Origin of the sequence: Paractinoplanes ovalisporus, assembly GCF_016834655.1 — a bacterium.
GTDB lineage: Bacteria > Actinomycetota > Actinomycetes > Mycobacteriales > Micromonosporaceae > Actinoplanes > Actinoplanes ovalisporus.
On sequence record NZ_JAENHP010000010.1, the window covers coordinates 177,344 to 190,317 of the forward strand.

12 protein-coding genes are annotated in these 12,974 nt (G+C 71.5%); 5 read left to right on the forward strand and 7 right to left on the reverse strand.

All coding sequences use genetic code 11. From position 1 onward, the window contains the following. Positions 1 to 46: 46 nt before the first annotated feature. Positions 47 to 1,225 (reverse strand): ROK family transcriptional regulator, encoded by a 1,179-nt coding sequence (locus JIG36_RS28285; protein ID WP_203379447.1) that lies wholly within the window; start codon positions 1,223 to 1,225, stop codon positions 47 to 49. A 29-nt stretch (positions 1,226 to 1,254) separates the two neighbouring features. Here JIG36_RS28285 and JIG36_RS28290 point away from each other — a divergent pair, with 29 nt between their 5' ends. After that, positions 1,255 to 2,814: an arylsulfatase gene (locus JIG36_RS28290; protein WP_203379448.1), complete on the forward strand. Its 1,560-nt coding sequence runs from the start codon at positions 1,255 to 1,257 to the stop codon at positions 2,812 to 2,814. Here JIG36_RS28290 and JIG36_RS28295 read toward each other — a convergent pair. The 4 genes from JIG36_RS28295 to JIG36_RS53440 form a co-directional block, all read right to left on the reverse strand. After that, a complete protein-coding gene (locus JIG36_RS28295) occupies positions 2,777 to 3,595 on the reverse strand; it encodes an ABC transporter ATP-binding protein (protein ID WP_203379449.1) in 819 nt (272 codons plus the stop codon). The genes JIG36_RS28290 and JIG36_RS28295 overlap by 38 nt on opposite strands. Continuing rightward, positions 3,588 to 3,812: a hypothetical protein gene (locus JIG36_RS28300; RefSeq protein WP_203379450.1), complete on the reverse strand. Its 225-nt coding sequence runs from the start codon at positions 3,810 to 3,812 to the stop codon at positions 3,588 to 3,590. The genes JIG36_RS28295 and JIG36_RS28300 overlap by 8 nt, the downstream gene beginning before the upstream one ends. Positions 3,813 to 3,885: 73 nt before the next feature. Continuing rightward, on the reverse strand, positions 3,886 to 4,617 hold the full coding sequence (locus JIG36_RS53435; RefSeq protein ID WP_268919724.1) for a sulfatase-like hydrolase/transferase: 732 nt from the start codon (positions 4,615 to 4,617) through the stop codon (positions 3,886 to 3,888). Next, on the reverse strand, positions 4,614 to 5,378 hold the full coding sequence (locus tag JIG36_RS53440) for a sulfatase-like hydrolase/transferase (RefSeq protein WP_268919725.1): 765 nt from the start codon (positions 5,376 to 5,378) through the stop codon (positions 4,614 to 4,616). The genes JIG36_RS53435 and JIG36_RS53440 overlap by 4 nt, the downstream gene beginning before the upstream one ends. A 176-nt stretch (positions 5,379 to 5,554) precedes the next feature. Between JIG36_RS53440 and JIG36_RS28310 the strand changes: the two genes are divergently transcribed. From JIG36_RS28310 to JIG36_RS28320, 3 genes are read left to right on the forward strand one after another with little or no spacing between them, the layout of a single operon-like run. Beyond that, the gene (locus tag JIG36_RS28310; RefSeq protein WP_203379451.1) at positions 5,555 to 6,157 is read left to right on the forward strand and encodes a DUF4956 domain-containing protein; all 603 of its coding nucleotides are present in this window, start codon (positions 5,555 to 5,557) and stop codon (positions 6,155 to 6,157) included. After that, positions 6,154 to 6,918, forward strand: coding sequence for a VTC domain-containing protein (locus JIG36_RS28315; RefSeq protein WP_236048369.1), 765 nt, complete (start codon positions 6,154 to 6,156; stop codon positions 6,916 to 6,918). The genes JIG36_RS28310 and JIG36_RS28315 overlap by 4 nt, the downstream gene beginning before the upstream one ends. Before the next feature lie 2 nt (positions 6,919 to 6,920). Beyond that, a complete protein-coding gene (locus JIG36_RS28320; protein WP_203379452.1) occupies positions 6,921 to 8,687 on the forward strand; it encodes a carbohydrate-binding domain-containing protein in 1,767 nt (588 codons plus the stop codon). A 2-nt stretch (positions 8,688 to 8,689) separates the two neighbouring features. Here JIG36_RS28320 and JIG36_RS28325 read toward each other — a convergent pair whose 3' ends face one another. Further along, positions 8,690 to 9,643: a hypothetical protein gene (locus JIG36_RS28325; RefSeq protein ID WP_203379453.1), complete on the reverse strand. Its 954-nt coding sequence runs from the start codon at positions 9,641 to 9,643 to the stop codon at positions 8,690 to 8,692. Between the two features lie 121 nt (positions 9,644 to 9,764). Further along, positions 9,765 to 11,333, reverse strand: a complete 1,569-nt coding sequence (locus JIG36_RS28330) for a ricin-type beta-trefoil lectin domain protein (RefSeq protein WP_236048370.1) — start codon at positions 11,331 to 11,333, stop codon at positions 9,765 to 9,767. Positions 11,334 to 11,644: 311 nt separating this feature from the next. Here JIG36_RS28330 and JIG36_RS28335 point away from each other — a divergent pair, with 311 nt between their 5' ends. Further along, positions 11,645 to 12,967 carry a serine/threonine-protein kinase gene (locus JIG36_RS28335; RefSeq protein ID WP_307872939.1) on the forward strand — a complete coding sequence of 441 codons (1,323 nt, stop codon included), beginning with the start codon at positions 11,645 to 11,647 and terminating at the stop codon, positions 12,965 to 12,967. Positions 12,968 to 12,974: the final 7 nt, after the last annotated feature.

Below are 12,974 nucleotides of genomic sequence, written 5' to 3' on the forward strand. Positions count from 1 at the left end.
CTAAATGCAACCTATACCGCATGGGTATGTTTTCGGCGCGTCGGTCTCAGGCCGGGCTGAAGGCGAACGGATCCCGGTAGAACGCGTCCAGCAGGAAGGCGGCCGAGGCGATCGTGGGGGCGGCGTCGCCGAAGGCCGAACCGGCCACCTCGATCTCGCCCGCGCGCTCACCGTCGCGCTCGAACGCCTCGGTGAACGCGGGCATGAACCCCCGGGCGGTCGGCACCAGCCCGCCCACGACGACCAGCGGCGGGTTGACCAGGTTGCTCATCGCCGCCGCGGCCCGCCCCAGCACCGCGCCGCGCTCGGCCATCAGCGTGGTGGCGGCCTCGTCGCCGTCCGCCGCCACCTGCACCAACGTACGGATCGAGGCGCTCGGACGGACGATGCCGGCGGCGATCGCGTCGCGCAGGATCGCGCCGTCGGTGAGCAGTTGCTGCAGGCAGTCGGTGCGCCCGCACTCGCAGGCGTGGCCGTGCTCGGCCACCGGGAAGTGGGCGATCGACCCCGCCGCCCCGCGCGGGCCCTGGCGGGCGACGCCCTCGTTGACGATCGCGGCCCCGAGCACGTTGCCGACCCAGAGCATCAGCAGGTCCTGGTGGCCGCGGGCGGCGCCGATCATCCGCTCGGCCAGGGCCAGGCCGCGTACGGTCTGGTCGAAATAGTGCGGCAGCTCGAGCTCGTCGGTCAGCAGCCGGCCGAACGGCACGTCGGTCCAGCCCAGCGGCGCGAACCGGGCCACCACCCCGGTCGCCGGGTCGACCCAGCCGGCGATGCTGGCGCCCACCCCGAGCACCCGCGTCTCACCGCCGCGCAGCTCGCCGGCGAGCGTCGCGAGGCCCTCGCGGGCCATGTCGGCGACCGCCTCGGGGGAGGGGTCGGCATAGGGCCGGCGGCTCTCCTGCAGCATCTCGCCGCGGATGTTCACCGAGCCCACGCGCAGTTCCCGGGTGCCGAAGTGGGCCGTGAGCACCACCCGGTCGTGCCCGCCCAGCTCGAGCGGCACGGTCGGACGCCCCGGATTGGACCGGTTGGGCTCGCCCTCGCGCAGCACGCCGATCTCGAGCAGCCGGGCCGCGACCCGGGTGACCGTGGCGCGGCGCAACCCCAGGCGGTCGGCGATCTCGGCCCGCGCCAGCGGCCCCTCGGCCAGCACCTTCCGCAGCACGAGCGACGCATTGACCCGGCCCAGGTCCTCGGAGGTGCCGAAGCTGGTTAGTTGCATGCGGTAACTATATCTGTTCTCATGACGGCATGCCGTCGCCCAATATCGTTCTCATCCTCGCCGACGACCTCGGTTTCTCGGATCTGGGGTGCTACGGCAGTGAGATCGCGACGCCGGCGCTCGACGCGCTCGGACGCCACGGAGTAAGGCTCTCGCAGTTCTACAACACGGCCCGGTGCAGCCCGTCGCGGGCGTCGCTGCTGACCGGCCTGCACCCGCACCAGACCGGCATCGGCGTGCTCACCCGCCCCGACCGGCCGCACGGCTACCCTGGCACGCTCGACCCGGCCTGCGCCACCATCGCCGAACGGCTGCGCGACCACGGCTGGACCACCTGGCTCAGCGGCAAGTGGCACCTGGCCGCCGACGCCGGCACCCCCAACGATTCCTGGCCCACCCGGCGCGGCTTCGACCGGTTCTTCGGCACCCTGGCCGGCTGCGGCAGCTACTACGACCCGCAGACGCTGACCCGCCAGGAGGCGCCGGCCACCGACGCCCGCGACGACCCGGACTTCTACTACACCTCGGCCATCGCCCGTGAGGCGGCCGGTTGGATCGACGCGCACCCCGGCGACCAGCCGTACTTCCTCTATCTGGCCTTCACCGCTCCGCACTGGCCACTGCACGCCCGGTCCTCCGATGTCGCGTCGTTCGCCGGCGAGTTCGACGAGGGCTGGGACGCGCTGCGGGAGAAGCGCCTGAGCCGGTTGATCGAAGAGGGCATCATCGCCGACGGCACCCCGCTGAGCGAACGCGACCCGTCCCAGCCGGCCTGGGACCATGCCGAGAACCAGGCCTGGCAGGCCCGGCGGATGGAGACGTACGCGGCCCAGGTGCGCGCCCTCGACGACGGCGTGCGGACGGTGCTGGACGCGATCGAACGCTCGGGCCGGGCCGACGACACCATCGTGGTGTTCCTGTCCGACAACGGCGCCTCGGCCGAGGAACTGCCGATCGGGACGCCGGAACAGTTCGCTCAGAAGGACAGCGTGCTGCGCACCGGCACCCGCGACGGCCGCCCCGTGCGCCCCGGCAACTTCACCGACATCGAGCCGGGGCCCGAGGACACGTACGCCAGTTACGGGGTGCCGTGGGCCAACCTGTCCAACACCCCGATGCGCAAATACAAGCGGTGGGTGCACGAGGGCGGCATCTCCACCCCGTTCCTGATGCGCTGGCCGGCCGGCGGGCTGGCCTCGCGCGCGGTCGTCCACGAGGCCTTCCAGCTGGTCGACGTGCTGCCCACGCTGCTCGAGGCGGCCGGGCTGCCCCCGGCCGAGGTCGAGGGCCGGTCCATGCTGCCCGCGCTGCGCGGCGGCGCGGTGGAGGAGGCGCCGCTGTTCTGGGAGCACATCGGCAACGCCGCCATCCGCATCGGACCGTGGAAGCTCGTCCGCGACCACCCGGGGCGGTGGGAGCTCTACAACATCGACGAGGACCGTACGGAACTGGACGACCGGTCCGCCGCCGACCCGGCCCGGGTCGCCGCGATGGCCCGCCGCTGGCAGGAGTGGGCCGACCGGGTCGGCGTGCTCGACTGGGACGCCATGCTCACGCGCTACGAGAACCCGGACCAGGCCGAGGAGTAGCGGGTCCCTTCCGGACGTAGGTCTCGTACTCCCGCAGCACCTCCCCGGTCGGCCCGTCGGCCTGGATGGCACCGGACTCGAGCCAGATCGCACGTTCGCAGGTGTCGCGGATCGACTGCTCGCTGTGGCTGACCAGGAAGACGGTGCCGGCCTCGGCGCGCAGCTCGCGGACCCGCTGCTCGCTGCGGCGGCGGAACCGGGCGTCCCCGGTGGCCAGCGCCTCGTCGATCAGCAGCACATCGTGCCGGCGGGCCGCCGCGATCGCGAAGCGCAGCCGGGCCGCCATGCCGCTGGAGTAGGTGCTCATCGGCATCGAGCTGTAGTCGTCGTGCTCGTCGATGCCGGAGAACTCGATGATGCCCGGCGCCTGCTGCCGGGCCCGGGCCGGGCTCAGGCCCATGGCCAGCAGGCCGAGCTTGACGTTGCCCGCGCCGGAGAGGTTGTCGACCAGCACGGGGTTGACCCCCAGCAGCGAGGGCTGCCCGGCGGCATAGATCGCGCCGCCCGGCTCGACCGGCAGCAGGCCGGCGATCGCCCGCAGCAGGGTCGACTTGCCCGAGCCGTTGGTGCCGATCAGCCCGATGGCCTCACCCCGGTACGCGACGAAGCTGACGCCCTTGACCGCGTGGATCTCCCGCGTGCCGCTGCGGCGGCGTCCGGTGACCAGCCGCCGGAAGCTGCTCACCGGCGAGGACCGGGAAGCCCCGACAGACCCGTGCACGCGATAGACAACATGCGCGTTGTCGGCGATGACGGTCGGCACCTTCTCGACGTCAGCCACGGCCGTAGTCCTTCTCGCCGCGCCAGAACCAGGTGTAGCCGCCGACGCCGGCGACCAGTGCCCAGACGGCGGCTTCGGTCCAGAGCCACAGCGGCCGGCCGGTCAGGAGGACGTCGTCCATCAACGCGTGCCGAACTAGTTCGATGTGGACGAGGATCGGGTCCAGTTCCTCGGTCGCCGGCCCGGTGGAGGGCCCGGCGACGGTCGCCTGGGTCATGCCGTCGTGCTCCGATCTCGACGCTGTCGCGGGACGAAACGGGTTCGTATCGACGTCATGAACCTAGGCCCTTTCACGACGGAACGCAACCGTAGCGTCGTGTTGTCGGCGGCGTCGCTAACCGGCGGCGGCCCGGCAACCGGCGGCGCCGGAGCAGTCCTGCAGGCGGCTGAGCCGGCTGTGCAGCTGGGCCCGCCGCTCGGCCGGCAGGGTCGCCGCCAGGTTCTCGAGCTGGTCGGGATCCTTGACGTTGTCGTAGTACTCGGCGGTGCGGTCGCTGTATTCGACGTAGGTCCAGCCGGGTGCGCGCAGCGCCGCGTACGTCGGTGGATTCGCCGCGTCCTTCCCCTGCTTGTCGGGATCGTCGGGGTCGGTGCCGGGGGCTGTGGTGCTCGACCAGCCCCACCTTCTTCCAGTCGGCCGGCGCCTCCCCGGCGAGCAGCGGCACCAGGCTGCGGCCGTCCACGCCGGGCCCGCTGGTCAACCCGCCGAGCTGCTCGAACGAGGGCCGCAGGTCGATGTTCTCGACCGGCTGCTCCACGGTGACGCCCGCCCGCACTCCCTCGCCGGCCACGATCAGGGGCACGGTGACGTCGGTGTCGAACGCGGTCTGCTTGCCCGGGGTCAGCCGGTGCTCGCCCATGTGGAAGCCGTTGTCCGAGGTGAACAACACGACCGTACGGTCGGCCACGCCCGCCTTCTCCAGGGTCGCGCGCAGATCGCCGATCATCCGGTCGACCGACAGCACGGTCTGGGCGCGTTTGCGGTACGCGGTGTCGATACGCCGGACATCCTGCGCAGTCAACGGCTCCCTGCCGGCCAGCCATCCCGGCGCGTCGGTGGGCAGGGTGTCGAAGGCGGGCCGCGAGGCGCCTTCAGGCCCGGGAACGCATCTTTGTCCTCGGGCGCCGGAACGAACGGCCCGTGCGGAGTGAACGTGGCGACCTCGAGCAGGAACGGATCGCCGGCCTCGGCCGAGTCGGTGATGAACCGCTGGGCCCGGCCGCTGATCACCGTGGTCAGGTAGTCGCCGGGCCCCTTGCCGTAGTGACGCACGGTGCCGTTCTCGTTGAGGTCGTAGTCGTACCCGCCGTAGCCGTTGCCGGCGACCGCCCAGTCGGTCCAGCCGGGGCGCACACCGTGCTCGCCCGGCCCGTACCCGTTGAGATATTTGCCCATCATCGCGGTGCGGTAGCCGTGGTCCCGCAGCGCGGTGGCGAAGGTGTCTTTCTCCTGTTGCTCCGCGAACACCGAATAGCCCCCGTCGGGCGGGGTGTTGGTGAAGACGCCGGTGTTGTGCGGGAATCGCCCGGTCAGAATCGACGACCTGGACGGGCAGCACAGCGAGTCGGTCACTGTGTAGTTGGCGAATGTGGTGCCCTCAGCCGCCAGCTTCTGGACGTTGGGCATGTACTGCACGAGGTTCGTCGCCAGATCGTCGGTGAGGACCAGGACGACGTTGGTCCGGCCGGGCGCCGCTTCCAGACGGCCGGTGCACGCGCCCGCAGTGGTCAGCGGCAGCAGCAACACAGCGGCGAGCAGCCCGAGCCTGCGAAGGTTCGTCATCCAGCCGACCGTAGGCACTCCCGGAACGACCGGTGTCAGTTCCTCGTACGGGGAACGTAAACCCCCGGTGGACGCGGGGTTAACGCCACATCTGAGGTATAGAGGATCCACAGGATGCGAAAAGGTTCCCCGGGCGTACTGGAAAGGTCATCGGCCTCCAGTGAGGGAACGTCTTCGTGAACCAGTTGCTCGCGGTCGGGGTGGACCTCGTCGCCATCGGGGTTCTGACCTTTGGGATCTACTTTCCCCGCCACCACCGGCGCGACCTCGTCGTCGCCTTCCTGGGCGTCAACATCGGGGTGCTCGCGGTCGCCCTCGTCCTCGGCTCCTCCACGGTGGGGGCCGGCCTCGGCCTGGGTCTGTTCGGGGTGCTGTCGATCATCCGGCTGCGCTCCGACGAGATCGCCCAGCACGAGGTGGCGTACTACTTCGCCGCGCTCGCCCTCGGCCTGCTCGTCGGGCTCGGCGGCTCGGTCGATCTGCTGGTCGGCAGCCTGATGGTGCTGATCGTCGGGGCGCTCTACGTCGGGGATCATCCGCGGCTGTTCCGCCGCTACCGCCACCGGACGTTGCAGCTGGACGTCGCCTGGACCGATGAGGAGTCGCTGCGCGCGCATCTCGAGATGGTGCTGAACGGCCGCGTCGTCAACCTCTCGATCAAGCACGTCGACCTGGTCAACGACACCACCCTGGCCGACGTCCGCTACGTGGTGACGACCGCGTCACCGCACCACGCTCCGGTTGAGCCGGCCCGGGCCGAGCGGATGGCCGTCCGATGAGCCTGGACGAGCTGGCGCCGATCGGGCTGGACGAGCTGGTCGACCGTGCGGGGCTGCTGACCCGGGTCGACCGCAAATATCTGCTGCCGGTCGCCGTGCTGCCGCAGGTGCTGGCCGGACTGCCCGCCGGCACCAGGGTCCTGCGGATCGACCGCCGGCAGCGATTCCGATACCGGTCGGCCTATCTCGACACCCCCGGCCTGGACAGCTACCTGACGACGGCGCACCGGCGGCGACGGCGGTTCAAGGTGCGGATCCGCAGCTATCTCGACTCCGGCACGCACTTTCTGGAGACCAAGACCCGCGGTCCCCGGGGCACGACGGTCAAGACCCGGTTCCCGTACGAGGGTGGCCGCACCCACCTCGACCCCGACATGCGCGATCTGGCCGTCGCCGCGCTGGCCGACGCCGGGGTCGCCGCCGAGGGGTTCCGCTTCGATCTGGCCCTGACCACCGCGTACGAACGCACCACGCTGTTCCTCCCCTCGACCAGCAGCCGAGTCACCATCGACGAGCACCTGACCTGGACGCTGCCCGGCGGGCCCGCGCTGACCACGCCGGGCCGGGTGATCGTCGAGACGAAGTCGGGCCGGTCAACCTCGCCGGTCGACCGGCTGCTGTGGTCGCTGTCGCACCGGCCGTGCCCGGTCTCCAAGTACGCCACCGGGCTGGCCGCCCTGCGCCCGGACCTGCCCGCCAACCGCTGGCGCTCGGTTCTGCGGCGCCATTTCGAGTCCACCGCCGCTGCAGAAAGGTGCTGACCATGAGGATCCGGAAGAAGTTTCTCGCCGCCGTCACCTCGGCCGTTCTGGCCGGGGCCGCGCTGGCCGGTTGCTCCGGCACCGCCGAAACCACGGCCGCAGCCGCCTCCACGACCACCGCGGCGGTCGACGTCGCGCAGAGCGCCGCCGACGTCCTCGCCGCGAACAAAACGGTCCACACCGCCGCCGAGGCCGACACCGGCAACGCGGTCTCGATCACGTTGTCGGGCAGCTCCGCGACGGCGTCCGGCGACGGTGTCACCGTCGACGGCTCCACCGTCACGATCACCGCGGCCGGAACCTACCGGATCACCGGCTCGCTCACCGACGGTCAGATCGTCGTGAACGCTGCCGACGCCGATGTCGTCCTGATCCTCGACGGCGCTCAGATCTCCAGCTCCACCACCGCCGCGATCGCGGCCACCGAGGTCGGCCAGCTCGTCGTCGACCTGGCCGACGGCAGCACCAACGAGCTGGCCGACACCGACTCCTACGCCGACGACGCCGACGTCAACGCGGCCCTGTTCAGCGCCGGCGACCTGACCGTCACCGGCACCGGGACGCTGACCGTGACCGGGAACGGCAACGACGCCATCGCGTCCAAGGACGGCCTGCTCATCGAGTCCGGCATGATCACCGTCACGGCGACCGACGACGGCCTCCGCGGCAAGGACTACCTGGTCGTCACCGGCGGAACGATCAAGGTCACCGCGGGCGGCGACGGGCTCAAGGCGGACAACGAGGAGGACGCCGACTCCGGCTACATCGCTGTCTCCGGGGGTGCGGTGTCCGTCACGGCGGGCGGCGACGGCGTCGACGCCACCACCGACCTGGTCCTGACCGGCGGGACCCTGAAGGTGACGTCCGGCGGCGGCCACACGGTCGCTCCCTCCGACGAGACGTCGACCAAGGGGCTCAAGTCCGGGGTGATCACCGTGCTCGAGGGCGGCACCGCCACCGTCGACTCGGCCGACGACGCCGTGCACAGCAACGGCGTGATCCGGGTGAACGGGGTCACGCTCACCGCGGCCAGCGGCGACGACGGGCTGCACGCCGACCAGGCCCTGCAGATCGACACGGGCACGGTCGAGGTGACCTCGTCGGTCGAGGGCATCGAGTCGGCGACCATCGTCGTCAACGGCGGCGACACCGACATCACGTCCAGCGACGACGGTCTCAACGCGGCGGGCGACTCCGGCGGCGCCGACACCGAGCAGCGCGGTGGTGGCGGCGAGAGCGTCGGCGACTTCACGGCCACGATCACCGGCGGCACCCTGGTGATCGATGCCGAGGGCGACGGCCTCGACTCCAACGGCACCGCGTCCATCACCGGCGGCACCGTGGTGGTCAACGGCCCGGTTCAGGGCGGCAACGGCGCGCTCGACGTCAACGGAAGCTTCACCATCAGCGGCGGCGTCCTCGTCGCGGCCGGCAGTTCGGGCATGGCGGTGGCGCCCGGCACCGACTCCGCTCAGGGCTGGTTGTCGGCCACGCTCGACGCGACCGTCCCGGCCGGCACCACGCTGCAGGTGGTCGACGGCGACGGCGAGGTCGTGGCCTCGTTCGTCACCTCCAAGGCGATGCAGAACATCGTCTTCTCCTCGCCCGCCATCACCACGGGCGAGGAGTACGCGATCTACTCCGGCGGCTCGGCGTCCGGCGCGAGCGTCGGCGGACTGGCCGAATCGGGCACGCTGGGCTCGGCGACCAAGATCGCCACGGTGACGGCCGGGGAGGCGCCGGCCGGTGGAAGCGGGCGCGGCCGCTGATCTCAGGCGACGAACTTCGTCCGGCGTCGGCGGGTGAACAGGAAACCGCCCGCCCCCGCCAGCAGCAGGACGAGGCCGCCGCCGGCGACCAGGGCCGTGTTCGCGCCGGTGAGGGCCAAGCCGCCACCGCCGCCCTGGCCGGTGGACGCGTCGGTCGTCGTCGCGGGTGCGGCCGTGGCCGACGGGGACGCGGAGGTTGCGGTCGGCGTCGGGTCGGTGGTGACGGTCTCGGTGGGGCCGGGGGAGTCGGAGGGCACCGGGGACGTCGGGTTGCCGGGCGGCACGACGGTCGGGGTCGGGCTGGTCGTCGGGGTCGCGGTCGGGCTCGCCGGCGGCTTGAGAACGAAGTAGTAGGCGATCGAGCCGCGCGGGTTGTTGCTGCCCTCGCCGGTCGGGACGGGCAGGTCCGCCTTCTGCAGGGTCAGCGGCAGCTTCGTGCCCCGCACCGGGTCGCGGCCCTCCTGCGAGGAGGCGTTGCGGGCCAGGTTGCGGATGCCGCCGTTCTCCTCGGCGTACGACTTCGGGTACCAGGAGAACAGCAACCAGTGCGGATACTTGATGCGGCTCGCGTCGGCCTGGCCGGCGATGCTCAGGGGGTTCAGCAGGTAGCTGGTGGCGGCCTGCAGCTCGGTGTCGAACTCGCACCAGGCGCCCTGCACGATGTCGTCGCCGTAGTACTCGCAGTTGGTCCAGTCGCGCGGCAGTTCCATCTCGCCGGAGACATAGAGGTCGACGACCACTCCGCGTACGGGCGCGGCTCCGACGTTCGCGATGCCGGCCGCCACGGGCAGCGACTGTCCCTTCTGGAACGGCCGGTAGGTCTGCGTGTCGCCCGCGCTCGCGTTGGTCAGCGCCACGAGCTGCGGTTCCGGATCAGCGGCCCACGCGGTCGACGGCAGCGTGACGGCGGCAGCGGTGACGGCGGCAACGCCGAGCGCACGGACCAGGTGTTTCATGCGAGATCCCCCGAAGATCAAAGTCAGAGCGGGGGAACCATACCGGCCCGGGGCGTCGCGCGCTGCCCCGGCCGACGTGCCGGCCGTACGCGGTACGGCCGGCACATCACGAACGAACTGCTCAGCCGCGGCGCCACTTCTGGTTCGCGCCGCCGTGGCACTCCCACAGCACCAGCTTGGCGCCGTCGTTGGGGTTCCATGCCTCGATGTCGGCGCACTTGTTGGCCTGCGGGTTCACCAGGTCACCGGCGGCCGAGAGGACCCAGCCCTGGGCCGGGTTGCCCGAGCAGCCGACGATCTGCAGGATCGCGCCGTTGGCGGTCGAGCCCCACGCCACGTCCAGGCACTTGTTGTTCCCCGTACGCAGGGTGCCGTTGACGAACTCCCACTTCTGCGCGGCCGAGCCGTTGCAGTTCCACATCTGCACGCGGACGCCGTCCGAGAAGTCGCCGTTCGGGATGTCCAGGCAGCGGCCGTTCAGGGCACTGATCAGCGCGCCCCCGGAGCTGCCGCCCCCGCTGGTGACCAGGTTGATGCCCCAGCGCGACAGGATCGGGTTGACCGGCTGGAACCAGGTCTGCGGGTTGGCCGAGCCACAACCGCCGGAGATGCCGGAGGTGACGCCCTGGGCCTGGTTGCCGGCGATGACCGAACCGCCCGAGTCGCCCGGGTTGGCGCAGGCGCTCATCCGGCTCATGCCGTACACCGGGCCGTTCGAGTAGTTGATCGTCTCGTTGCGGCCCTGCAGGGTGCCGCAGGTCCACGAGGAGGTGCGGCCCGAGCGGCAGATCGACGAACCGATCGCGGCGTCGTTGGAGCCGGCCACGATCACGTTGCCGCCGGCGTAGTTGTTGACCCACGGCTGCGGGGTCCAGTTGCCGTTGGCCGCGACATAGGCCATGTCGGTGTTGGGGAACTCCGACTCTCCGAAGCTGCCCAGGTCGACGTTGTTGAAGCCCTTGACCGCGGCGCCCCGGCCGCCGCAGTGACCGGCGGTCACGAAGCCGGGCGCGCCACCGCGGCGGGCCGGGAAGCCGACCGAGCACAACGTGTTGCCGTTGATCACGTACTGGTCGCCGCCGCGGATGTCGTAGACCGGCTTCGGCGCGACCGCCGAGGTCTCGACCGTCACCGCATCGACGCCGCTGTCCTTCGCGAACTTGCGGGCCTGGGCCTCGGCGCCCGGCTTCACCGTCACGACGACGCTGTTGGTGGCCGGGTCGATGCGCCAGGCGCGGATGGCGTCGGCCGCCTTGGCGCCGCGCTTGTCCAGCTTCGCCCGGTCGGCCGCGAGAGCGCTCTCAGCGCGGCCAACGAGCTGAGCCTCGGCGCCCTCGGCGCGCACCTGCTTCGCGGCGGCCTCGGTGGTGACGGCGACGGTGAGCCGTTCCTGGCCCTTCTTGATCCAGGCGCCGCCGTACGCGTTGCCCAGCTTGGCCTTCAGGCGCGTCTGGACGACCGGGGCCGCGGCCTCGGTGCGCAGCCGCTCGGCGATCTGTTCGTCGGTGAGCTTCAGGTCGCGCTTCATCGCCGCGACGACACCGGCCGGAAGGTCCAGGGTCTGGGCCACGTCGACCCGCGGGTAGGGCGAGGGATCCGGCGTGTCGTCGGCGAAACTCATGAGGGGGGTCAGGCCGACCGCCGTCACCGCAACTGCGGCAACCGCGATCCACCGGTACGGGCGAGCCATGGGGGAGCTCCTCGTCAGGGGACATGGGGAAAACGCATTGAAGTCTGCTTATTGATTAACAAAGTGTCAAGAAGCATCAACCGGCCCGTGACCTGCCCATTGCCTCGGCCCGGAATGATCAGAATGCTTTTCATAAATCGCTCACCGTCAGTGCGCCGTGACGCGGAAGCGGTGAATGTCCACAGTGGTGGAACGGGAAAGTTCATTGATCAATACGTGACCTGCGCCGTAGTTTCACCCCACGTCCGGCGGGTAACCTGCGGAAGCTCGCGGTGACAACGGCGCGGGGGACGGCCGTCGGGGAGGTCGCTGTGCAGTTGCTCGCGGGGCGTTACGGATTGGGTGACGCCCTTGGCCACGGTGGGAGTGCCGTGGTGCATCACGGATTCGACAACGTCCTGAAACGCTCCGTCGCCATCAAGCTGTTCGACGAGACCGCGACCGACGTTCTCCGCGAGGCCCGCACCGCGGCCGGGCTCAGCCACCCGAACATCGCGCAGGTCTACGACTACGGCCAGGTCCCGGGCGGCCGGCGGCCGACGCCGTTCCTGGTGATGGAGTTCGTCGACGGCGAGACGCTGGCCGACCGCCTTTCCCGCACGGGTCCTCTCCGCTGGCGCCAGGCCGCCGGCATCGGTGCCGAGACCGCCGCCGCGCTGGCCGCCGCCCACGCGCAGGGTCTCGTGCACCGCGACGTCAACCCGCGCAACGTCATGCTGACCGCCGACGGCGTGAAGGTGCTCGACTTCGGCATCGCCGTCGCGGCCGGCCACAGCAGCAACGGTGAACTCTGGGGCAGCCCGGCCCACGTGGCGCCCGAACAACTCAGCGGCGAGCCCGCGTTCCCGGCCGCCGACGTCTACGCCCTCGGCCTGCTGCTGTTCGAAAGCCTCACCGCCGCCCGGGCCTGGCCCGGCGAGAGCATCGGCCAGATCTTCGCCACCCGCCACGGCCGGCCGGCGCCGCGCCTGCCCCGCAAGCTGGTCCTGCCCCGCGAGATGGTCCGTCTCTACAAGGCCTGCACCGCCGACGACCCCGGCGCTCGCCCCTCGGCCGCCGCCGTCGCCGAAGCCCTGCGCCGCATCACCGGCCCGGTGCCCCACGCGGTCAGTGCCGCGGCGCCCCACCGGTCGCGTCGCCGCGCCATGGCCATGGGAGCCGTCGCGGTCGTCGCCGCGATCGTGAGCGTCGTCGGCGCGCAGCTGGCCAACGGCACCGCCACGCCCGGCGGTCGCGAGGCGGAGGCCGCTCTGGAAGGCGCCCACCCGGCCACGACTTCGCCGAGTCCCAGCCGCCCGGCGCCGTCGATGTCGCCGACCGCCGGCATCTCCCAGACCGGGGCGACGACCACGACCGTACGGCGGAAGGAAGCTCCTCGCCGCGAGACGGTGAGCCCGTCCCCGAGCAAGACGGCCACGCCGCCGGCCACGTCGTCCCCGGCCGTGCCGAGCAGCCCGCCGCCGACCTCCACGCCGCCGAAGCCCTCGACGTCGCCGACCCCGGACACCAGCCCGTCACCCACGGACCCGCCCGTCGTCGAGCCGACCGACCCGCCGGCGACCGAGCCCCCGGCCACCACGCCGCCGGTGACCACCGTCCCCGAGACCCCGGACGACCCCACGCCCGAGGCCTGACCGCCGT

What these genes read in the sequence shown, in the direction of transcription:
- JIG36_RS28285 (WP_203379447.1), bottom strand. Translation starts at nt 1,225, where the DNA reads ATGCAACTAACCAGCTTCGGCACCTCCGAGGACCTGGGCCGGGTCAAT.
- JIG36_RS28290 (WP_203379448.1), top strand. Translation starts at nt 1,255, where the DNA reads ATGCCGTCGCCCAATATCGTTCTCATCCTCGCCGACGACCTCGGTTTC.
- JIG36_RS28300 (WP_203379450.1), bottom strand. Translation starts at nt 3,812, where the DNA reads ATGACCCAGGCGACCGTCGCCGGGCCCTCCACCGGGCCGGCGACCGAG.
- JIG36_RS53440 (WP_268919725.1), bottom strand. Translation starts at nt 5,378, where the DNA reads ATGACGAACCTTCGCAGGCTCGGGCTGCTCGCCGCTGTGTTGCTGCTG.
- JIG36_RS28315 (WP_236048369.1), top strand. Translation starts at nt 6,154, where the DNA reads ATGAGCCTGGACGAGCTGGCGCCGATCGGGCTGGACGAGCTGGTCGAC.
- JIG36_RS28320 (WP_203379452.1), top strand. Translation starts at nt 6,921, where the DNA reads ATGAGGATCCGGAAGAAGTTTCTCGCCGCCGTCACCTCGGCCGTTCTG.
- JIG36_RS28325 (WP_203379453.1), bottom strand. Translation starts at nt 9,643, where the DNA reads ATGAAACACCTGGTCCGTGCGCTCGGCGTTGCCGCCGTCACCGCTGCC.
- JIG36_RS28330 (WP_236048370.1), bottom strand. Translation starts at nt 11,333, where the DNA reads ATGGCTCGCCCGTACCGGTGGATCGCGGTTGCCGCAGTTGCGGTGACG.